General features: G+C 39.7%; 36 protein-coding genes. All 36 read left to right on the forward strand.

Features of this window, described 5'->3' with window-relative positions; translation table 11 throughout:
* Positions 1 to 666: EF-Tu C-terminal domain-related protein (locus HNQ80_RS14230; protein ID WP_243183278.1), on the forward strand; the 666-nt coding region annotated here is incomplete at its 5' end.
* Positions 667 to 1,008: 342 nt separating this feature from the next.
* Entirely contained in the window at positions 1,009 to 1,329 is a 321-nt protein-coding gene (rpsJ, locus tag HNQ80_RS14235) for a 30S ribosomal protein S10 (protein WP_184311340.1), read from the forward strand.
* A gap of 112 nt (positions 1,330 to 1,441) precedes the next feature.
* Complete coding sequence (gene rplC / locus HNQ80_RS14240) at positions 1,442 to 2,074, forward strand: 50S ribosomal protein L3 (protein ID WP_184311341.1); 633 nt, start codon at positions 1,442 to 1,444, stop codon at positions 2,072 to 2,074.
* A 26-nt stretch (positions 2,075 to 2,100) separates the two neighbouring features.
* Complete coding sequence (gene rplD, locus HNQ80_RS14245; RefSeq protein WP_184311342.1) at positions 2,101 to 2,724, forward strand: 50S ribosomal protein L4; 624 nt, start codon at positions 2,101 to 2,103, stop codon at positions 2,722 to 2,724.
* The gene (rplW, locus tag HNQ80_RS14250) at positions 2,724 to 3,017 is read left to right on the forward strand and encodes a 50S ribosomal protein L23 (protein ID WP_184311343.1); all 294 of its coding nucleotides are present in this window, start codon (positions 2,724 to 2,726) and stop codon (positions 3,015 to 3,017) included. The genes rplD and rplW overlap by 1 nt, the downstream gene beginning before the upstream one ends.
* 36 nt (positions 3,018 to 3,053) lie before the next feature.
* The gene (rplB, locus tag HNQ80_RS14255) at positions 3,054 to 3,887 is read left to right on the forward strand and encodes a 50S ribosomal protein L2 (protein ID WP_184311344.1); all 834 of its coding nucleotides are present in this window, start codon (positions 3,054 to 3,056) and stop codon (positions 3,885 to 3,887) included.
* A 94-nt stretch (positions 3,888 to 3,981) separates the two neighbouring features.
* Complete coding sequence (gene rpsS / locus HNQ80_RS14260; protein WP_184311345.1) at positions 3,982 to 4,266, forward strand: 30S ribosomal protein S19; 285 nt, start codon at positions 3,982 to 3,984, stop codon at positions 4,264 to 4,266.
* Positions 4,267 to 4,292: 26 nt separating this feature from the next.
* Positions 4,293 to 4,628, forward strand: a complete 336-nt coding sequence (gene rplV, locus HNQ80_RS14265; protein ID WP_184311346.1) for a 50S ribosomal protein L22 — start codon at positions 4,293 to 4,295, stop codon at positions 4,626 to 4,628.
* Between the two features lie 16 nt (positions 4,629 to 4,644).
* Positions 4,645 to 5,499, forward strand: coding sequence for a 30S ribosomal protein S3 (gene rpsC, locus HNQ80_RS14270; RefSeq protein ID WP_184311347.1), 855 nt, complete (start codon positions 4,645 to 4,647; stop codon positions 5,497 to 5,499).
* Positions 5,500 to 5,526: 27 nt separating this feature from the next.
* On the forward strand, positions 5,527 to 5,970 hold the full coding sequence (rplP, locus tag HNQ80_RS14275; protein ID WP_184311348.1) for a 50S ribosomal protein L16: 444 nt from the start codon (positions 5,527 to 5,529) through the stop codon (positions 5,968 to 5,970).
* Positions 5,960 to 6,163, forward strand: coding sequence for a 50S ribosomal protein L29 (gene rpmC / locus HNQ80_RS14280; protein WP_184311349.1), 204 nt, complete (start codon positions 5,960 to 5,962; stop codon positions 6,161 to 6,163). The genes rplP and rpmC overlap by 11 nt, the downstream gene beginning before the upstream one ends.
* Positions 6,164 to 6,191: 28 nt before the next feature.
* Entirely contained in the window at positions 6,192 to 6,446 is a 255-nt protein-coding gene (gene rpsQ / locus HNQ80_RS14285; RefSeq protein ID WP_184311350.1) for a 30S ribosomal protein S17, read from the forward strand.
* Between the two features lie 26 nt (positions 6,447 to 6,472).
* Positions 6,473 to 6,841, forward strand: coding sequence for a 50S ribosomal protein L14 (rplN, locus tag HNQ80_RS14290; protein WP_184311351.1), 369 nt, complete (start codon positions 6,473 to 6,475; stop codon positions 6,839 to 6,841).
* A gap of 18 nt (positions 6,842 to 6,859) precedes the next feature.
* On the forward strand, positions 6,860 to 7,171 hold the full coding sequence (gene rplX, locus HNQ80_RS14295; RefSeq protein ID WP_184311352.1) for a 50S ribosomal protein L24: 312 nt from the start codon (positions 6,860 to 6,862) through the stop codon (positions 7,169 to 7,171).
* 28 nt (positions 7,172 to 7,199) lie between these two features.
* Positions 7,200 to 7,742, forward strand: a complete 543-nt coding sequence (gene rplE / locus HNQ80_RS14300; protein ID WP_184311353.1) for a 50S ribosomal protein L5 — start codon at positions 7,200 to 7,202, stop codon at positions 7,740 to 7,742.
* 15 nt (positions 7,743 to 7,757) lie between these two features.
* The gene (locus HNQ80_RS14305) at positions 7,758 to 7,943 is read left to right on the forward strand and encodes a type Z 30S ribosomal protein S14 (RefSeq protein WP_184311354.1); all 186 of its coding nucleotides are present in this window, start codon (positions 7,758 to 7,760) and stop codon (positions 7,941 to 7,943) included.
* Between the two features lie 27 nt (positions 7,944 to 7,970).
* Entirely contained in the window at positions 7,971 to 8,369 is a 399-nt protein-coding gene (gene rpsH, locus HNQ80_RS14310) for a 30S ribosomal protein S8 (RefSeq protein ID WP_184311355.1), read from the forward strand.
* Between the two features lie 30 nt (positions 8,370 to 8,399).
* Positions 8,400 to 8,942, forward strand: coding sequence for a 50S ribosomal protein L6 (gene rplF / locus HNQ80_RS14315; RefSeq protein WP_184311356.1), 543 nt, complete (start codon positions 8,400 to 8,402; stop codon positions 8,940 to 8,942).
* A gap of 17 nt (positions 8,943 to 8,959) precedes the next feature.
* Complete coding sequence (gene rplR / locus HNQ80_RS14320) at positions 8,960 to 9,328, forward strand: 50S ribosomal protein L18 (protein WP_184311357.1); 369 nt, start codon at positions 8,960 to 8,962, stop codon at positions 9,326 to 9,328.
* A 17-nt stretch (positions 9,329 to 9,345) separates the two neighbouring features.
* Positions 9,346 to 9,852: a 30S ribosomal protein S5 gene (gene rpsE, locus HNQ80_RS14325; RefSeq protein ID WP_184311358.1), complete on the forward strand. Its 507-nt coding sequence runs from the start codon at positions 9,346 to 9,348 to the stop codon at positions 9,850 to 9,852.
* Positions 9,853 to 9,864: 12 nt separating this feature from the next.
* Positions 9,865 to 10,047, forward strand: a complete 183-nt coding sequence (gene rpmD / locus HNQ80_RS14330) for a 50S ribosomal protein L30 (RefSeq protein ID WP_184311359.1) — start codon at positions 9,865 to 9,867, stop codon at positions 10,045 to 10,047.
* A gap of 17 nt (positions 10,048 to 10,064) precedes the next feature.
* Positions 10,065 to 10,505: a 50S ribosomal protein L15 gene (gene rplO, locus HNQ80_RS14335; protein WP_184311360.1), complete on the forward strand. Its 441-nt coding sequence runs from the start codon at positions 10,065 to 10,067 to the stop codon at positions 10,503 to 10,505.
* 1 nt (position 10,506) lies between these two features.
* Positions 10,507 to 11,784 (forward strand): preprotein translocase subunit SecY, encoded by a 1,278-nt coding sequence (gene secY / locus HNQ80_RS14340; RefSeq protein WP_184311361.1) that lies wholly within the window; start codon positions 10,507 to 10,509, stop codon positions 11,782 to 11,784.
* A gap of 67 nt (positions 11,785 to 11,851) precedes the next feature.
* Positions 11,852 to 12,496 carry an adenylate kinase gene (locus tag HNQ80_RS14345; protein WP_184311362.1) on the forward strand — a complete coding sequence of 215 codons (645 nt, stop codon included), beginning with the start codon at positions 11,852 to 11,854 and terminating at the stop codon, positions 12,494 to 12,496.
* 4 nt (positions 12,497 to 12,500) lie between these two features.
* The gene (map, locus tag HNQ80_RS14350) at positions 12,501 to 13,247 is read left to right on the forward strand and encodes a type I methionyl aminopeptidase (protein WP_184311363.1); all 747 of its coding nucleotides are present in this window, start codon (positions 12,501 to 12,503) and stop codon (positions 13,245 to 13,247) included.
* Positions 13,248 to 13,260: 13 nt separating this feature from the next.
* Positions 13,261 to 13,548, forward strand: coding sequence for a KOW domain-containing RNA-binding protein (locus HNQ80_RS14355; RefSeq protein WP_243183280.1), 288 nt, complete (start codon positions 13,261 to 13,263; stop codon positions 13,546 to 13,548).
* A 27-nt stretch (positions 13,549 to 13,575) separates the two neighbouring features.
* Positions 13,576 to 13,794 carry a translation initiation factor IF-1 gene (gene infA, locus HNQ80_RS14360; protein WP_184311365.1) on the forward strand — a complete coding sequence of 73 codons (219 nt, stop codon included), beginning with the start codon at positions 13,576 to 13,578 and terminating at the stop codon, positions 13,792 to 13,794.
* Between the two features lie 16 nt (positions 13,795 to 13,810).
* On the forward strand, positions 13,811 to 13,924 hold the full coding sequence (gene rpmJ / locus HNQ80_RS14365) for a 50S ribosomal protein L36 (RefSeq protein ID WP_025434559.1): 114 nt from the start codon (positions 13,811 to 13,813) through the stop codon (positions 13,922 to 13,924).
* Positions 13,925 to 14,112: 188 nt separating this feature from the next.
* On the forward strand, positions 14,113 to 14,484 hold the full coding sequence (gene rpsM / locus HNQ80_RS14370; protein WP_184311366.1) for a 30S ribosomal protein S13: 372 nt from the start codon (positions 14,113 to 14,115) through the stop codon (positions 14,482 to 14,484).
* Positions 14,485 to 14,503: 19 nt separating this feature from the next.
* Positions 14,504 to 14,905: a 30S ribosomal protein S11 gene (rpsK, locus tag HNQ80_RS14375; RefSeq protein WP_184311367.1), complete on the forward strand. Its 402-nt coding sequence runs from the start codon at positions 14,504 to 14,506 to the stop codon at positions 14,903 to 14,905.
* Positions 14,906 to 14,929: 24 nt separating this feature from the next.
* Entirely contained in the window at positions 14,930 to 15,550 is a 621-nt protein-coding gene (rpsD, locus tag HNQ80_RS14380; protein WP_184311368.1) for a 30S ribosomal protein S4, read from the forward strand.
* 78 nt (positions 15,551 to 15,628) lie between these two features.
* Positions 15,629 to 16,576, forward strand: coding sequence for a DNA-directed RNA polymerase subunit alpha (locus HNQ80_RS14385; RefSeq protein WP_184311369.1), 948 nt, complete (start codon positions 15,629 to 15,631; stop codon positions 16,574 to 16,576).
* A gap of 24 nt (positions 16,577 to 16,600) precedes the next feature.
* Positions 16,601 to 16,942, forward strand: a complete 342-nt coding sequence (rplQ, locus tag HNQ80_RS14390; protein ID WP_184311370.1) for a 50S ribosomal protein L17 — start codon at positions 16,601 to 16,603, stop codon at positions 16,940 to 16,942.
* A gap of 250 nt (positions 16,943 to 17,192) precedes the next feature.
* Positions 17,193 to 18,029: an energy-coupling factor transporter ATPase gene (locus HNQ80_RS14395; protein WP_184311371.1), complete on the forward strand. Its 837-nt coding sequence runs from the start codon at positions 17,193 to 17,195 to the stop codon at positions 18,027 to 18,029.
* Positions 18,017 to 18,871 (forward strand): energy-coupling factor transporter ATPase, encoded by an 855-nt coding sequence (locus tag HNQ80_RS14400; protein WP_184311372.1) that lies wholly within the window; start codon positions 18,017 to 18,019, stop codon positions 18,869 to 18,871. Before HNQ80_RS14395 ends, HNQ80_RS14400 begins: the two co-directional genes overlap by 13 nt.
* A 1-nt stretch (position 18,872) precedes the next feature.
* Positions 18,873 to 19,670 (forward strand): energy-coupling factor transporter transmembrane component T family protein, encoded by a 798-nt coding sequence (locus tag HNQ80_RS14405; RefSeq protein WP_184311373.1) that lies wholly within the window; start codon positions 18,873 to 18,875, stop codon positions 19,668 to 19,670.
* Positions 19,671 to 19,679 lie beyond the last annotated feature (9 nt).

Here is a 19,679-nt window from a genome sequence, read left to right on the forward strand (position 1 = left end):
TTACAAGCGTTAAATGATCCAATGGGACCATGGGGAGATAAGATCATCGAATTATTCGAAGCAGTAGATACTTATATTCCTGAGCCACAAAGAGAAATTGACAAGCCATTCCTAATGCCAGTAGAGGACGTATTCTCTATTACAGGTAGAGGAACAGTTGCAACAGGAAGAGTAGAAAGAGGAGTAGTAAAAGTACAAGACGAAGTTGAGCTTGTAGGATTAATGGAAGCTCCAAGAAAGCTTGTAGTAACAGGAGTAGAAATGTTTAGAAAACTTCTTGATCAAGCACAAGCAGGAGATAACATTGGAGCATTATTAAGAGGTATCCAAAGAGATGAGATTGAAAGAGGACAAGTATTAGCGAAGCCTGGTTCAATCAAGCCACATACATCATTCAAATCTGAGGTATACGTATTAAAGAAAGAAGAAGGTGGAAGACATACTCCATTCTTCAACGGATACAGACCACAGTTCTATTTCAGAACAACAGACATCACAGGATCAATCGCATTACCAGAAGGAATGGAAATGTGTATGCCTGGAGATAACGTACAAATGGTTATCGAACTAATCAACCCAATTGCCATCGAAGAAGGATTAAGATTTGCGATCCGTGAAGGTGGAAGAACAGTTGGAGCAGGTGTAGTTGCTTCTATCATAAAGTAATTGAATTTAAAGTAGCCGAGCTTTTTAGCTCGGCTACTAAAAAATATTTTTTTGAATTTATTCTTCAATACCATAAAAAAAAAGAAAAGTCAATACTTGATGTGTAAGAGGTTATCTCTTATACTATATTAGTGTGCATTTGTAGGGACTGCGATGAAGTAGAAGGTTGCCAGGGGTAACCTGGGGAAATTTCTACCGAGAATGTCCGTTCAAGAATCGGGCGACAGAATATCTGTATACTTCATAAGTTTATCAAAAATTAGTGGGAACACCCGGAAGTGTGTACAGAGTTCTAGTCGTACGTAAAAAGTGATTGCGTGCGATGAAAAGGAGGGAAACATAATGGCAAACAGTAAAGGGAAACAAAAAATCAGAATCAGACTAAAGGCTTTTGACCACAAGATCTTAGATCAATCTTCAGAGAAAATTGTTGAGACAGCAAAGAGAACAGGTGCTGAAGTTTCAGGTCCAGTTCCACTACCAACAGAAAAGCAGATCGTTACAATCTTAAGAGCTGTACACAAGTACAAAGACTCAAGAGAGCAGTTCGAAATGAGAACGCATAAGAGATTGATTGATATCTTAAACCCAACGCCAAAAACAGTTGATGCGCTGATGAGATTAGATTTACCAGCTGGCGTTGATATCGAAATCAAGTTATAAGAATTGAAAATACTAAGATAAAGGTTCATATATAGGAAGTTCCTATACCTCTCTTAGTATGATTGCATGGTTAAAGTGTAATCCGCTGTAAGAACATTAGGAGGTGTAAGCAATGAAAGGTATTTTAGGAAGAAAAGTTGGAATGACACAAATCTTCACAGAAGAAGGCGTGGTAATTCCTGTTACAGTAATTGAAGCAGGTCCAATGTACGTAGTTCAAATCAAAACAGTAGAAAAAGATGGCTACAATGCAATCCAAGTTGGATTTGGCGATCAAAAAGAAAGTAGAACCACCAAACCAGAAAAAGGTCACTTTGACAAGGCCGGTGTAAGCTACAAGAAAGAACTAAAGGAATTCAAAGTAGAAAATCCTGAAGCTTTCAAAGTAGGACAAGAAATCAAAGCCGATATCTTTGAAACAGGAAACATGGTAGACGTAACTGGAGTTTCAAAAGGTAAAGGAACTCAAGGTGCGATAAAGAGACATAATCAATCTAGAGGACCAATGAGTCACGGTTCTAAATACCATAGAGGTCCTGGTTCAAAAGGTGCAGGTACAACACCTGGTAGAGTATTCAAAGGTCAAACGGAAGCTGGAAGAATGGGTAACGAGCAAGTTACAGTTCAAAACCTTGAAGTTGCAAGAGTAGATGCAAATAGAAATTTACTTTTGATCAAAGGTGCAATACCAGGTCCTAAGGGCGGTATGATTACTATAAAAGAAACTGTTAAGGCAGACGCATAATCTGGCTATGGAAGGGAGGAAGTAAAATGCCAAAGGTAGCTTTAGTGAATATCTCAGGTCAACAAGTTGGCGAGATGGAATTAAGTGATAGCGTATTCGGCGCTGAAATAAATCAAAGTGTATTACATGATGTTGTGAAGAACTATTTAGCAAACCAACGACAAGGTACCCAATCAGCGAAGACAAGAGCTGAGGTAAGAGGTGGCGGTAGAAAGCCATGGAAACAAAAAGGTACAGGTAGAGCTCGTCAAGGAAGCATTCGTTCTCCACAATGGGTCGGTGGTGGAGTAGTATTTGCTCCAAAACCAAGAGACTACAGATACGAACTACCAAAGAAAGTTAAAAGACTTGCAATGAAATCTGCATTAAGTTCAAAAGTACAGAGCGAGAATATCATTGTTGTAGATGCGTTGGATATGAATGCGCCAAAGACAAAAGATATGGCTAGCATTTTAAAGAACTTAAATGTTGAGAAAAAAGCACTAATCGTAATGAATGAGAAGAATGATAATGTCGTGAAGTCAGCAAACAATCTTCCAGGTATTACAACAACCTTGGTTACAACGTTAAATGTATACGACATCTTAAATCATGAGAAATTCATCATTACGAAAGATGCGGTACACAAAGTAGAGGAGGTGTACGCATAATGATGACAGCATATGACATCATCAAAAGACCTATCATCTCTGAGAGAAGTATGGATGATATGCAGGAAAAGAGATATACATTCGAAGTAAGCAAGAAGGCAAACAAAGTTGAGATTAAGAAAGCCGTTGAAAAAATCTTCGGTGTAAAAGTAGAGAAAGTAAATACCATGGTCGTACTTGGAAAATATAAGAGAATGGGTATGCACGTTGGTAAAAGACCGGATTGGAAGAAAGCGATCGTTACGCTTACCCCAGACAGCAAAGAAATCGAATTCTTTGAGGGAATGCAGTAAGCTGCGGAGCACAATTGAAGAAGGAGGGAAATCACGATGGGTATCAAGAAGTTTAGACCGACTTCTCCAGCATTAAGACAAATGACGGTTTCAACATTCGAAGAAATCACGAAAAAAGAGCCTGAAAAGTCACTGGTTGTCACATTAAAGAAAAATGCTGGTAGAAATGCTCAAGGTAAAATTACTATTCGTCATAGAGGCGGCGGCCAAAAGAGAAAATACAGAATCATAGATTTCAAAAGAGATAAGGATGGTATTACAGCAAAGGTATCCGCTATCGAATACGATCCAAATAGAACGGCAAACATTGCATTACTAACTTATGCTGACGGAGAAAAAAGATATATTCTTGCTCCGAACAAATTAAATGTAGGCGATGTAGTTGTATCTGGAGAAGGATCAGATATTAAGATTGGAAATGCGTTGCAATTAAGGCATATTCCAGTGGGTACAGTAATCCACAATATTGAGTTAAAGCCTGGCAAAGGCGGACAGTTAGCAAGAGCTGCTGGTGCTTCTGCTCAGCTTATGGCAAAAGAAGACAAATATGCACAGGTTAGATTGGCCTCTGGCGAAGTAAGACTTGTAAGCATTCTTTGTAAAGCTACAATTGGTCAGGTAGGAAACTTAGACCATGAAAATATTACAATTGGTAAAGCCGGACGTACAAGACATATGGGTATCAGACCTACAGTAAGAGGATCTGTAATGAACCCGAATGATCACCCACACGGTGGTGGAGAGGGTAGATCTCCTATCGGTAGACCAGCGCCAGTTACTCCTTGGGGTAAACCAGCGCTTGGATACAAGACAAGAAAGAAAAACAAAGCTTCTGATAAATTCATTGTTAAGAGAAGAAACGAGAAGTAGTAGAGGGAAAGAGGTCATGGAAATGATGACAGACCTTGACCTCATCGTCCTCAGCGCCCAGAATTAAAGTGATTGAAGGGAGGATAACAGAAGCATGAGCAGATCATTAAAAAAGGGACCTTACGTTGAACCTAAGTTAATCCAAAGAATTGAAGAAATGAACGAGAAGAACGAGAAGAAAGTGTTAAAGACTTGGTCACGTTCATCTACAATATTTCCAGAAATGATTGGGCATACAATTGCTGTACATGACGGGAAGAAACATGTTCCTGTATATGTGACAGAAGATATGGTAGGCCACAAATTAGGTGAATTCGCACCTACAAGAAACTACAGAGGACATGCCGATACAGAGAAGTCTTCAAAGGTTAAGAAATAAGATAGACGCGGAAGGAGGTTACTGAAGTGGAAGCTAAAGCAATTGCAAAATACGTGCGTATTTCTCCAAGAAAGATCAGACCGATTTGTGATCTTATCAGAGGAAAAAATGCCAACGAAGCATTAATGATTTTACAATTTACGCCAAGAGCAGGTGCGCCTGTACTTCATAAAGTAATTAAGTCAGCAGTAGCAAATGCTGAGAATAATCATGAAATGAATGTAGATAAACTATATGTTGCGGATGTATACGCTAACCAAGGACCTACGTTGAAGAGATGGAGAGCTGCATCTATGGGTCGTGGCGTAAAAATCTTAAAGAGATCAAGTCATGTAGGAGTTGTATTAAAAGAAAGAGCTTAAGAAGGAGGGATAATTAATGGGTCAAAAAGTTAATCCACACGGATTAAGAGTCGGAATTATAAAAGACTGGGATTCAAAGTGGTATGCAAAAAAAGGCGAATATGCTGACCTTTTGGTAGAAGATCATAAGATTCGTAAATTTCTTAAGAATAAATTATTCACTTCTGGGATTGCTAGAATCACAATCGAGAGAGCAGCAAACAACAAAGTGAAAGTAAATATATTCACTGCTAAGCCAGGAATGGTAATCGGAAAAGGCGGTCAAGGGGTAGAAGACCTTAGAATCGACCTAGAAAAACTAACTGGCAAAGGCGTGCTTGTTAACATCAACGAAATTAAGAATGCTGAGATGGAAGCGCAACTGGTTGCAGAAAACGTAGCACTCCAATTAGAGAGAAGGGTTTCCTTCAGAAGAGCGATGAAGCAAGCGATCCAAAGAACGATGAGATTTGGTGCACAGGGTATCAAAATTTCATGTTCAGGAAGATTGGGCGGCGCTGAAATGGCGAGAACAGAAAAATACAGTGAAGGAAATGTGCCATTACACACATTAAGAGCTGATATTGACTATGGTTTTGCTGAAGCAGATACAACATATGGAAAGATCGGTATTAAAACTTGGATCTACAAAGGCGAAGTGCTACCTGAAACAAGCGAAGCTGTGAAGGAAGCTAGAAGAGCCATGAGAGCGCAAGAAAAACCTGCTGGTGGCGACAGACCAAACAAGCCAAACAGAGGCAACAGAGATAATAGAGACAACAGAGACAACAGAAATTTCAGAGATAATAAAGATGGAAGAAATTTCAGAGACAATAGAGAGTTTAAACCACGCAGAGATCATCAAACTCAAGGTGGCGGAGAACAACAGTAATAGACCGAGGGAAGGAGGAAACGGACGATGTTAATGCCTAAAAGAGTAAAACGTCGTAGAGTGCATAGAGGCAGAATGAAGGGTACGGCACAAAGAGGTAACTCAATCACATATGGAGAATATGGATTGATGGCTTTAGAGCCAGCTTGGATTACTTCAAACCAAATAGAAGCTGCCAGAATTGCAATGACAAGATATATCAAAAGAGGGGGAAAAGTTTGGATTAAAATTTTCCCACACAAACCAGTTACACAAAAGCCTGCTGAAACTCGTATGGGTGCCGGTAAAGGTTCCCCAGAATATTGGGTAGCAGTAGTAAAGCCAGGAAGAGTAATGTTCGAATTAGCTGGCGTTCCAGAAGAAAAAGCAAGAGAAGCGATGAGACTTGCAATGCACAAGTTACCTATCAAGTGTAAGTTCATTACACGTGAAGAGATGGGAGAAAAGGGTGGTGAAGCTAATGAAAGCTAATAAGCTTCGTGATATGACTGTTCAAGAATTAAATCATAAATTAACGGAACTTAAAGGCGAGCTTTTCAACTTGAGATTCCAGTTAGCTACGGGACAACTTGAAAACCCAATGCAAGTAAAAAATGTTAGAAAAGATATAGCACGTATTCAAACCATCCTTAGAGAAAAAGAAATTAAACAAGTAAATGCATAGATAAGGATACGGAAGGAGGGCTTCACTCGTGGAAAGAGCAAGAAGAAAAACGAGAGTAGGTCGTGTTGTAAGCGACAAAATGGATAAAACGATCGTTGTTGCAGTAGAAGATTTCGTACGTCACCCGCTGTACGGAAAAGCGGTAAAGAGAACGAAAAAATTCAAAGCGCATGATGAAAATAATGAGTGCCAGATTGGCGATAAAGTAAGAATCATGGAAACTAGACCATTAAGTGCAGAAAAAAGATGGAGACTAGTTTCAATCATGGAAAAAGCGAAGTAATCGTATAGCTGAAGGGAGGTATTACCATGATCCAACAAGAATCACGCTTAAGAGTTGCAGATAATTCAGGTGCGAAGGAATTGCTATGCATCCGCGTGTTAGGCGGTTCAAAGAGAAGATATGCGAACATCGGTGATGTCATCGTTTGTTCAGTTAAAGAAGCAACACCAGGCGGTGTTGTTAAAAGAGGACAAGTGGTAAAAGCGGTAGTTGTAAGAACCAAAACAGGCGCGAGACGTATTGATGGAAGTTATATAAAGTTTGATGAAAATGCAGCGGTAATCATAAAAGAAGATAAGAACCCAGTGGGAACTCGTATTTTCGGACCAGTGGCAAGGGAACTGAGAGAAAGAGATTTCATGAAAATCGTATCCCTAGCTCCAGAAGTACTATAGTTCGAGGAGGTGTAATAGATGCACGTTAAAAGAGGCGATACAGTTGTTGTAATAGCTGGTAAAGATAAAGGTAAAAAAGGCAAAGTGTTAATGGCAATGCCTAAGGAAGACCGCGTAATCGTTGAAGGCGTAAACATGGTGACAAAACACCAAAAGCCAAGTGCGAAGGTTCAACAAGGCGGAATCGTTCATCAAGAAGGACCAATTCACGTTTCCAATGTAATGTTGTGGGATGCGAAAGCGAAAGCCCCTACAAGAGTAGGTTACAAGGTGCTTGAGAACGGTAAAAAAGTTAGAGTTTCTAAAAAGTCCGGAGAGACAATCGAATAATATCGAAAGCTGAAGGGAGGTTTACACGGTGACAGCTAGATTAAAAGAAACATACGTTAATAATATTTCCAAAGCTTTAATGGAAAAATTTCAATATAAAAGTGCAATGGAAATCCCTAAACTTGAGAAAATAGTTTTGAACATGGGATTAGGCGATGCAAAAGACAATGCAAAAATGCTTGAAGCAGCAGTTGAAGAATTGGCAATCATCTCAGGTCAAAAGCCTATCATTACAAGAGCCAAGAAATCAGTTGCTAACTTTAAGGTTCGTGCTGGAATGCCTGTAGGGGCAAAGGTAACCTTAAGGGGCGAAAGAATGTATGAATTTGCAGATAGATTGTTTAATGTTTCTCTACCAAGAGTAAGAGACTTCAAAGGAGTTGATGCAAACTCATTTGATGGTAGAGGTAACTACGCATTAGGAATTAAAGAGCAATTAATATTCCCTGAAATTGAGTATGATAAAGTAGAAAAAATCCGTGGAATGGACATTATCTTTGTAACGACTGCGAAGACGGACGAAGAAGCACGTGAATTGCTAAGACTATTAGGAATGCCATTCGCTAGATAGTGAGGAGGGAAAATAGTGGCTAGAAAAGCTCTTGTATTAAAGCAACAAAAGAAACAAAAATTCTCCACAAGAGAATACAATAGATGTAGAATTTGCGGAAGACCCCATGCATATTTAAGAAGATTTGGTATTTGCCGTATCTGTTTTAGAGAATTGGCTTATAAAGGACAAATACCAGGTGTTAGAAAAGCTAGCTGGTAGAAATATAGGGAAGGAGGTACTTGTACCATGACGATGACAGATCCAATTGCAGATATGATAACTCGTATCAGAAACGCGAATACAGTTAAGCATGAAACAGTTGATGTTCCTGCTTCAAATATGAAGAAAGCAATTGCCGAGATTTTATTAGGCGAAGGTTTCATCAAAGGTTACGATGTAATCGAAGATGGAAAACAAGGTATCATTAGAATGCAGTTAAAGTACGGAAAGAACAATGAAAAGGTAATTTCTGGTCTAAAGAAAATCTCTAAGCCAGGATTAAGAGTATATGCAAAGAAAGATGAAATTCCTAAAGTACTAGGCGGACTTGGAATAGCAATTCTTTCAACATCTAATGGAATCGTAACAGATAAAGATGCTAGAAAATTAGGTGTTGGTGGAGAAGTTATCTGCTACGTTTGGTAATAGATAATCTTAGGTATAGGAGGTGCAGCGATGTCAAGAATAGGTAAAAAGCCAATTACAATCCCAGCGGGCGTACAAGTGGATATTGATAGTAAAAACTTGGTTACAGTAAAAGGCCCAAAAGGACAGTTACAGGAGCAGATCAATAAAGATATTAAAATTAACATAGAGAACAATGAACTTACAGTTGAGAGACCAACAAACAACAAGGTGCACAGGTCTTTACACGGATTGAGCCGTACCCTAATCAACAATATGGTTGAAGGTGTAACAAAGGGATATGAGAAGAAACTTCAAGTTGTCGGTGTAGGTTACCGTGCTGCAAAGCAAGGAAACAAATTGACATTAAACTTAGGTTTCTCACATCCAGTTGAAATGATCGATCCAGAAGGAATCACAGTAGAAGTTCCTACACCAAATGAGATCCTTGTAAAAGGCATCAACAAACAAGCTGTAGGTAACTACTCTGCAAAGATTAGAGAGTGGAGAGAGCCAGAGCCATATAAAGGCAAAGGAATTCGATATGCGGATGAAGTTGTAAGACGTAAGGAAGGTAAAACAGGTAAGAAGTAGGAAAGGAGTGATATGAAGTGATTCAAAAGGAGAGCAAAAACGCAAAAAGAAAAGTTAGACACGTAAGAGTACGTAGAAAAGTATTCGGAACTCCTGAGCGTCCAAGACTAAGCGTATACAGAAGCTTAAGCAACATGTACGCACAAATCATCGACGATTCAACAGGTACTACTCTAGCTTCTGCTTCTACTTTAGATAAAGATATCAAGGCAAAAGTAAACAATGCAGGAAACAAAGAAGCTGCAAAGCTAGTAGGAGAAGCTGTTGCGAAAAAAGCAGCAGAAAAGGGTATCGACAAGGTTGTTTTCGATAGAGGCGGATATATCTATCATGGTAGAATAAAGGAATTAGCGGAAGCAGCAAGAGAAGCTGGATTACAATTCTAACAGAAGGAGGGAAATGAATGAGACGTCAGATCATTGATGCTAGCAAACTGGACCTAAAAGAGACAGTTGTAAATATCGGCCGTGTAACAAAGGTTGTTAAAGGTGGTAGAACTTTCAGATTCAGTGCATTGGTTGTTGTAGGCGATGAAAACGGACACGTAGGCATCGGTACTGGTAAGGCGATGGAAGTTCCAGAAGCCATCAGAAAAGGCATCCAAGATGCAAAGAAGAATTTAATTTATATACCAAGAGTTGGTACAACAATTCCACATCCAATTCAAGGACACTTCGGTGCAGGTCAAGTTTTATTAATGCCAGCTCGTGAAGGTACTGGAGTTATCGCAGGTGGCCCAGTAAGATCAGTGCTAGAGCTTGCAGGAATTAAGGATATCAGAGCAAAATCTTTAGGTACAAACAACTCAAGAAATATGGTTAACGCTACGATTGAAGGCTTAAAGCAACTGAAAACAGTAGAAGAAGTTGCTAAATTAAGAGGTAAATCTGTAGGGGAACTATTAGGTTAGGGGGGAAATGCCTTGGCTAATACATTAAAAATTACTTTAGTGAAAAGTCCAATAGGAATTCTACCAAAACATAAAAAGACGGTGGAAGCATTAGGCCTTAGAAAGATTAGACAAGTGGTTGAGCAGCAGGATAATCCTCAAATTAGAGGAATGATCGATCAAGTAAAATATCTTGTGGAAGTAGAAGAAATATAAGCTAAGGAGGTGTAGCCATGAAACTACATGAGTTAAGACCAGCTGAAGGTTCAACAAAAGATAGAAAAAGACGCGGTAGAGGTCAAGCTTCTGGTCAAGGTAAGACAGGTGGTCGTGGTCACAAAGGACAAGGCGCTCGTGCCGGCGGCGGCGTTAGACCTGGATTCGAGGGTGGACAGATGCCTCTATATAGAAGATTACCAAAAAGAGGTTTCAACAATCCATTTAAGAAAGAATGGGCTATTGTAAATATAGATGAGTTAAATAGATTCGAAGATGGTATGACAATTACTCCAGAATTACTGTTAGAGTCTGGTGTAATCAGAAAGATCGTTGATGGCGTTAAGATTTTAGGTGACGGCGAACTACAAAAGAAAGTCACTGTGCAGGCTCACAAATTCAGTCAGTCAGCAATTGAGAAAATCGAAGCTGCTGGAGGAAAGGCAGAGGTGATCTAACATGCTATCAACCCTACGAAATGCTTGGAAAATTCCCGATCTAAGAAGAAGAATCCTATATACGTTGTTGATGCTTACCATATTTAGATTAGGTTCAACAATTCCAGTTCCAGGAATGAATAAACAAATACTGGCTCAATTGTTTAACCAAGGAGAAAATGGATTATTCAGTTTCTTTAACTTGATTTCCGGTGGTGCCTTTGGTAATTTTACAATCTTTGCCTTAAGTATTTCACCATATATTACTGCATCCATTATTCTTCAACTTTTGACAATTGCGATTCCAAGCTTGGAAGCTATGGCAAAAGAGGGAGAAGAGGGAAGAAAGAAAATCGCACAATATACTCGATATGGAACAATCGTATTGGCTTTAATCCAAGCAGCAGGTGTGAGCGTTGGTTTGTTTAACCAAGCTCTGATAGCAAGAGATTTCTTCTCTGTATCCGTGGTTGTTATCACTTTAACTGCAGGTACAGCTTTCCTTATGTGGTTAGGTGAACAAATTACTGAAAACGGTATCGGAAATGGTATATCATTGCTTATCTTTACGGGAATTGTATCAAGAATTCCTGTGGGGATTATTCAAACAGTACAAAAAGCACAAATTGGCGAAGTAAGCATTTTAGATATGATTCTTTTCTTGGTCCTTGCGATAATTATTATCGCTGGTGTTGTAGCAGTTCAGCAGGGAACAAGAAAGATTCCAGTACAATATGCAAAAAGAGTAGTTGGAAGAAAGACGTATGGCGGACACAGTACCCATATTCCGTTAAAGGTAAACCAAGCAGGTGTAATTCCAGTAATCTTTGCCATCTCACTATTGCAGTTCCCTTTAACCATCACATACTTCTTCCAAGGTGGGGCATTCTCTACATGGGTTAGCAAATGGTTATCCCCGGCTGGAAACCCAGGAATCTGGGTATACTCACTTCTTAACATGCTGTTAATCGTGTTCTTTACGTACTTCTATACAGCTGTTACATTTAATCCGCAACAAGTGGCGGACAACATGAAGCAGCACGGTGGTTTCATACCAGGTATCAGACCCGGAAAACCTACAGCTGAGTATCTAGATAGAGTATTATCAAGAATCACTTTGGCTGGCGCGCTTTTCCTTGCGTTGATCGCTGTAATTCCGACACTTATGTTAAAGTTTACAAGCATTCAGATGACCTTTGGTGGAACTAGCTTACTGATTGCGGTAGGGGTTGCTTTAGAGACAATGAAGCAAATCGAAGCACAAATGATGATGAGACATTACCAAGGGTTTTTAAAATAAATATGGGTAAAGGTATGGGGAGAATTCCCCATAGCTTATATCTAATCATAATCTAGGAGATGGTATAATGAGATTAATCTTATTAGGACCTCCGGGCGCAGGTAAAGGTACCCAGGCTTCAGGAATTATTGAAAAATATCAAATTCCTCATATCTCAACGGGTGACATCTTTAGAAAAAATATTAAAGAAGGCACTGAATTAGGAAAAAAGGCAAAGGGTTATATGGACCAAGGGCTACTTGTTCCTGATGAATTGGTGGTAGCCATTGTTGAAGATAGGTTAAAGGAAGATGATTGTAAAGATGGATTCCTTTTAGATGGGTTCCCCAGAACTGAGAAACAGGCTGAAGCATTAGATGAATCCCTTTCAAAAATGGGTGTATCCATGGATAAAGTGATTAACGTTTCAGTAGATAAAAATGTACTTGTTGAAAGAGCTGTTGGAAGGCGGATCTGTAAGGACTGTGGTGCAACCTATCACATCAAATTCAATCCTTCGACGAAGGATGGAGTGTGCGATAAATGTGGTGGAGCCTTGTATCAACGGGCAGATGACAACGAAGAGACAGTTACCAAAAGAATTGAAGTATATTTAAATGAGACACAGCCATTGATTGATTATTACAAAGCTAGAAATATTCTTGTAACCATAGACGGTGAGCAGGATATTCATAAAGTATTTGAGGATATTGTGGCTGCGTTAGGAGCGTAGGCAGATGATTATTGTTAAATCAAATAAAGAAATTGAATACATGCGTGAAGCAGGTAAAATCGTCGCCTATGTGCATGAAGTATTAAAAGACGCTATAAAACCAGGGCTCACAACCAAGGAACTAGATGAAATTGCTGAACGGGAAATAGTAAAGCACAAGGCGTTACCGGCTTTTAAGGGATACCACGGCTTCCCAGCAAGTATCTGCGCCTCAGTCAATGAGGAAGTGGTACACGGCATACCTGGATTAAAAACTTTAAAAGATGGCGATATTATAAGTATAGATATCGGAACAATCTATAATGGGTACTATGGTGATGCAGCAAAAACCCACCCTGTTGGAAAGGTAAGTACAGAAGCCTTAAGGCTGATAGAAGTGACTCGTCAGAGTTTCTATGAGGGATTAAGGTTTTGTATGGAAGGCAATCGGTTATCCGATGTATCCCATGCAATACAAACCTATGTGGAGGGTCAAGGTTTTTCAGTTGTCAGAGACTTTGTTGGTCACGGAATAGGTCAAAACATGCATGAAGATCCACAGATCCCGAATTTTGGACTCCCTGGAAAGGGACCAAGACTTGGAGAGGGAATGGTATTGGCCATTGAACCTATGGTAAACATGGGAACATATAAGGTGAAGACGCTATTGGACAATTGGACTGTAGTGACTTTAGATGGTAAAATGTCAGCCCATTATGAACACACGTTGGCCATCACGAAGGATGAACCGATGATTCTAACGAGTCTGTAAGACAGGTAGAGAGGTGAAGCAAGTGGACACAACCCTTGAGATAGCAGTTGGACAAATTGTGAAATCGAAAGCGGGCAGAGATAAGGATCGACCTTTTGTTGTTATAGGCATTGTAGATCAACAATATGTCCTTGTAGCCGATGGTGACCTGCGTAAAGTCGATAAGCCAAAGAAAAAGAAGATTCGACATTTGGCAAAATATAATATCGTTTCTGAGGATATTAAGCAGAAGATTGAAAATAATGATAAAGTGAGCAATTTACTTCTAAGGCGTGAACTGGAAAAGCTGGGACTAAGTTAATCCAGGAATGGGAGGTTTGATGTCCTAATGGCGAAGGATGATGTGATAGAGGTACAGGGAACCGTTGTGGAGGCCCTACCGAATGCCATGTTTAAAGTAAAATTAGACAATGGTCATGAGATATTGGCCCACATATCCGGCAAGCTCAGAATGAATTTTATTAGAATACTGCCTGGTGATAAGGTGACATTAGAGCTATCCCCTTATGATTTGACAAGAGGCAGAATTACATGGCGTGGTAAGTGATTAAGGAGGGATAACAGTGAAGGTTAGACCATCAGTTAAACCAATATGCGAAAAATGCAAGATCATCAAAAGAAAAGGAAGAGTGATGGTGATCTGCGAAAATCCAAAGCACAAACAAAAGCAAGGCTAAACTAGCTTAGTGAAAATAGCTAGTATTTTGTATTGTTATTTGGTATAATTAAATGTTGTTTATGTTAGTGAATAAGGCGCGGCTGGATGAATGCTCTGTTAGCAGGAATCTACTTATTGCTAATACTATAAATTCATTCTTATATGAACAAATTGTTAGGAGTAAAGTCTAGGAGGTGTAGGATAAAAATGGCTAGAATTTCGGGCGTTGACTTACCGAGAGAGAAAAGAGTTGAAATTGGCTTAACATATATCTACGGTATCGGTAGAAAAACTTCTAATGCAATATTAGGAAAAACAGGCATTAATCCAGATACAAGAATAAGAGACCTTACTGAAGAAGAAGTAGGTAAGTTAAGACAAATCATCGATAACGAGTATAAGGTTGAAGGAGATCTTCGACGTGAAATCGCTTTAAACATTAAGCGTTTAAAGGAGATTGGTTGCTTCAGAGGTATTCGTCATAGAAGAAGCTTACCTGTTAGAGGTCAAAGAACGAAGACCAATGCGAGAACTAGAAAAGGGCCTAGAAAGACAGTAGGACGTAAGAAAAAGAAATAGTTAAAGGAGGGTAAATGAAATGGTAGCTAAAAAAGCTGTGAAAAAAGTTCGTAAGAGAAGACGCGAACGTAAAAATATAGAACGTGGTCAAGCCCATATTCAATCAACTTTTAACAACACAATTGTTACCCTTACTGACTTACAAGGTAACGCAATTTCATGGGCGAGTGCTGGTGGACTTGGCTTCAAAGGCTCAAGAAAATCAACTCCTTTTGCTGCACAGATGGCAGCAGAAACTGCAGCAAAAGCTGCAATGGAGCACGGATTAAGAACGATCGAAGTATACGTAAAAGGACCTGGTTCCGGACGTGAAGCTGCAATAAGATCATTGCAAGCTGCTGGATTAGAGATCAATCTAATCAAAGACGTAACACCAGTTCCACACAATGGCTGCAGACCGCCAAAACGTAGAAGAGTTTAATTAGGATTAGGAGGTGTAAGAATAATGGCAAGATATACAGGACCATCTTGTAGACTTTGTCGTCGTGAGGGACAAAAGTTATACTTAAAGGGCGAAAGATGTTACACAGATAAATGTGCGATCGCTAGAAGAGGATATGCACCAGGACAACACGGACAAGGAAGAAAGAAACTTTCTAACTACGGTCTACAATTAAGAGAAAAGCAAAAAGCAAAGAGATTCTATGGTATGTTGGAAACTCAATTCAGACAGTTATTTGAAAAAGCTGAAAAGATGCCTGGAATCACAGGTGAAAACTTACTAAGATTACTTGAAACAAGATTAGATAATGCTGTATATAGAATGGGCTTTGCTTCTTCAAGAAAAGAAGCAAGACAGTTAGTAAGACATGGGCACTTTACTGTAAACGGACGCAAGGTGGATATTCCATCCTTCTTAGTTTCTGTAGGGGATGTAATAAAGGTAAAAGAAAAGAGCATGAGCTCAGTGAAATTTAAAGAAAAAGCAGAAGCTGCTGCTAACGTACCAAACTGGGTACAAGTGAACTTTGAAAACTTAGAGGGAAAAGTGGTTTCGCTTCCAACAAGAGAAGATATCGATATTCCAATCGCTGAGCACTTAATCGTAGAGTTATATTCAAGATAATAATTAAGCTAGTGATAGTTTTAGAATCAGTTACCCTCATAAAGTATAGATAGAAAATTTATAAGGAGGGTCAAGTTAATGATAGAGATCGAAAAGCCGAAGATAGAATGTGTAGAATTAAGTACAGATAACACGTATGGTAAGTTTGTCGTTGAGCCCCTGGAGCGTGGATATGGTATCACATTAGGAAACAGCTTAAGAAGAATTTTACTTTCATCTTTACCTGGTGCTGCTGTAAACTGGGTAAAGATCGAAGGTGTTCTTCATGAGTTTTCTACTGTACCTGGTGTAAAAGAGGATGTGGCAGAAATCATCCTAAACCTTAAGAGTCTTTCAGCAAAAATGTATGCAGACGGTGCAAAGGTAGTGCGCATTGATGCCAGAGGACCTGGTAAGGTTACAGCAGGGGATATCATTGCTGATGCTGATGTGGAAATTCTAAATCCGGATCTTCATATTGCAACCCTTGAAGAGGATGCAAGATTGGTGATGGAAATTTCCTTAAACAGAGGCAGAGGATACGTTGCAGCGGAAAACAACAAAACAGAACATATGCCAATTGGGGTATTACCTGTTGACTCAATCTATACACCTGTCAATAAGGTCAGCTATTACGTTGAAAACACAAGAGTTGGCCAGGTTACTGACTACGATAAATTGACATTAGAAGTCTGGACAGATGGAAGCATAAAGCCTGATGAAGCTGCTTCTCTTGGTGCAAAGATTATGAATGAGCATTTGAATTTGTTCATCAATCTGACCAGTCATATTGATAATGTAGAAATTATGGTAGAAAAAGAAGAGGATAAGAAAGAAAAAGTTCTTGAGATGACCATTGAGGAACTTGACCTTTCTGTTAGATCATATAACTGTCTTAAGAGAGCCGGCATTAATACTGTAGAAGAGCTTACAACAAAATCAGAAGAAGATATGATGAAGGTAAGAAATCTAGGTAAAAAATCCCTTGAAGAAGTTCAGCAGAAGCTTCAGGAACTCGGCTTAGACTTAAAACCTAGTGATGACTAATATAGGTTAAAGGAGGGAAAAAACATGGCAGGATATCGTAAATTAGGCCGTCGTACGGATCATAGAAACTTGATGCTTAGAAACTTAGTAACGAGTTTGTTAAAATCAGGACGTATCGAAACAACGGATACGAGAGCGAAAGAAACTCGTCGATTGGCTGAGAAAATGATCACCCTTGCGAAACGAGGAGATCTTCATGCAAGACGTCAGGTTATGGCATATGTTACTGAGGAAACTGTTGTTAAGAACCTGTTTGATGAAATTGCTCCAAAGTACAAGGAAAGAAATGGTGGATACACAAGAATTATGAAGCTAGGACCTCGTAGAGGGGACGCAGCTGAAATGGTAATATTAGAATTAGTATAATAGATGAGGGATTAAGTGATGAGCTTAGTCCCTTTTATTATAAAGTTAGTGGTTAGAGGTTAGTTGTTAGTAGTAAAAGATGGGAGAAGGCAGATTTTAAAAGCCACTAACCACTAACGACTATCCACTATCTGAAAAAAATTATTTGTCAACGTATGCAAAAATAAAATATAACAATCTATTGGTATTCATACTATAAAGAGGTATAATATATAAGTATACTATTCGTCAATTTGTGAGGTACAGTCTAATGGATAAGATTATAGAAATCAAGGATTTGATTTATGAATACAAAAGTGATGAAAATGAAAACGTACAAGCGCTAAAGAAGGTATCCCTGGGGGTAAGGCAGGGCGAGTTTCTTGTGGTGATTGGACATAATGGCTCAGGAAAGTCTACCATGGCAAAGCATATGAATGCCCTACTCCTTCCAAGCGGGGGCAAGGTATATGTAAATGGATTGGACACCAGCGATGAAAAGAATGTATGGAGCATACGTCAAACAGCGGGCATGGTTTTTCAAAATCCCGATAACCAGATCGTAGCTACCATTGTAGAAGAGGATATTGCATTTGGCCCAGAAAATCTAGGTGTACCCCCAAAAGAAATCCGTATTCGAGTGGACGAAGCGCTGCAGTCGGTGGGCATGTCGGAGCATCGTAGAAAGGGACCTCATCTGCTATCGGGAGGGCAGAAACAGCGCATTGCCATCGCCGGCATTATTGCTATGCGGCCTAAGTGTATTATTCTAGATGAACCAACAGCTATGCTGGATCCTTCGGGAAGAAAGGAAGTCTTAGAAACTATAAGACGATTAAATAAGGATGAGGGCATCACTGTGGTTCATATTACCCACTTCATGGATGAAGCAGTAAATGCGGATCGTGTGATTGTCATGGAAGAAGGAAATATGGTTTTGGAAGGAAACCCCAAAGAGGTATTTGCCCAGGTGGATATCCTGAAAAAGCTAGGACTCGATGTGCCTCAAGTGACAGAACTAACGAGTAAATTGATAGGTGATGGAATCGATTTGCCAAAGGATATACTTACAGTGGATGAGATGGTGATGCATTTATGTCAATTATAATAGAAAATTTAACCCATATCTATAATCCAAGCAGCCCCTTTGAGACGGTGGCATTGGACAATATCAATGTGGAGATCCAGTCTGGGGAATTTATTGGATTGATTGGTCATACGGGGTCAGGGAAATCTACCTTAACCCAGCATTTGAATGGATTGTTAAAGCCTACATCGGGAAGAATCATCATCAATGATTTTGATATCACCAAAAAGGATATAAAGCTGCGGGAGATACGCCAAAAAGTAGGACTGGTGTTTCAGTATCCAGAACATCAGCTATTTGAAGAAACCATATACAAGGATATTGCTTTTGGTCCAATTAACCTGGGGCTTTCTGAAGAAGAAGTGGACTATCGGGTAAAAGACTCCATGGAATTGGTAGGTCTCAACTTTGATAGCGTGAAAGACCGCTCGCCCTTTGAGTTGAGTGGTGGGCAGAGACGTAGGGTTGCTATCGCGGGCGTGCTGGCGATGCGGCCAGAGGTCCTCATTCTCGACGAACCGACTGCAGGCCTTGATCCTAAGGGAAGAGATGAAATCCTGGATCAGATCAAAAGCCTTCACGAAAAATATAAGATGACTATTATTCTTGTTTCCCATAGCATGGAGGACATCGCAAGGCTAGTGGATCGTATCATTGTGATGCATAAGGGTGCTGTGGCACTGACCGGCGTGCCTAGGGAGGTTTTCAAAAACGTAGAGTTACTCGAGAACATAGGGCTTGCAGTACCTCAAATTACTTATTTGATGAAGAAGCTCAAGGAGCTTGGGAAACCTGTGCGGGATGATGTACTAACCATAGAAGAAGCGAAACGGGAAATACAAAACTGGTTAAGGAGTAAATAGTATGTTGAGGGATATTACAATCGGACAATATTATCCAGTAGATTCAATCATTCACCGACTTGATCCAAGGATAAAAATTATCGCTACCTTTGTTTATATAACGGCACTGTTCATCGTAGAACATTTTTTTGCCTATGGATATGTACTTCTTTTTTTAGCAGCTGCCATTGTTTTATCAAAGGTACCTTTTAAATTTATGATTCGGGGACTAAAGCCCTTATTTATGATTATTCTTTTGACCTTTGGTATTAATATGTTTATGACGAAAGGGGAAGTAATCTATCAGTTAGGACCTTTAGATATTACGAAGGAAGGGGTCCTACAGGCTGTCTTCATGGGTACCAGACTGGTGCTTCTCATTATAGGGACATCTATTCTTACGCTGACCACTTCTCCTATTCAGCTCACGGACGGCATTGAAAAGTTGTTGAATCCTTTTAAACGATTTGGTGTGCCTGCCCATGAGTTAGCAATGATGATGACCATTGCACTGAGGTTTATTCCAACGCTTTTGGAAGAGACGGATAAGATTATGAAAGCCCAAATGGCAAGGGGTGCCGATTTTGAAAGTGGAAATATCATCAATCGTGCCAAGAGCTTGGTGCCTCTCCTTGTACCTCTTTTTATCAGTGCATTTCGGAGAGCTGATGAGTTAGCCATGGCTATGGAGTCAAGATGCTATCGCGGAGGAGAGAATCGTACCAGGATGAAGGAGTTATCCTATCATCGCAGAGATGTGGCTGCGAGTGCTTTCATTGCAATGCTTCTCGTTGCGGTGACTATAGACCGATTTATGTAGTTAGGTGAT

This window comes from Anaerosolibacter carboniphilus (assembly GCF_014205875.1).
GTDB classification, from domain to species: Bacteria; Bacillota; Clostridia; order Peptostreptococcales; family Thermotaleaceae; genus Anaerosolibacter; species Anaerosolibacter carboniphilus.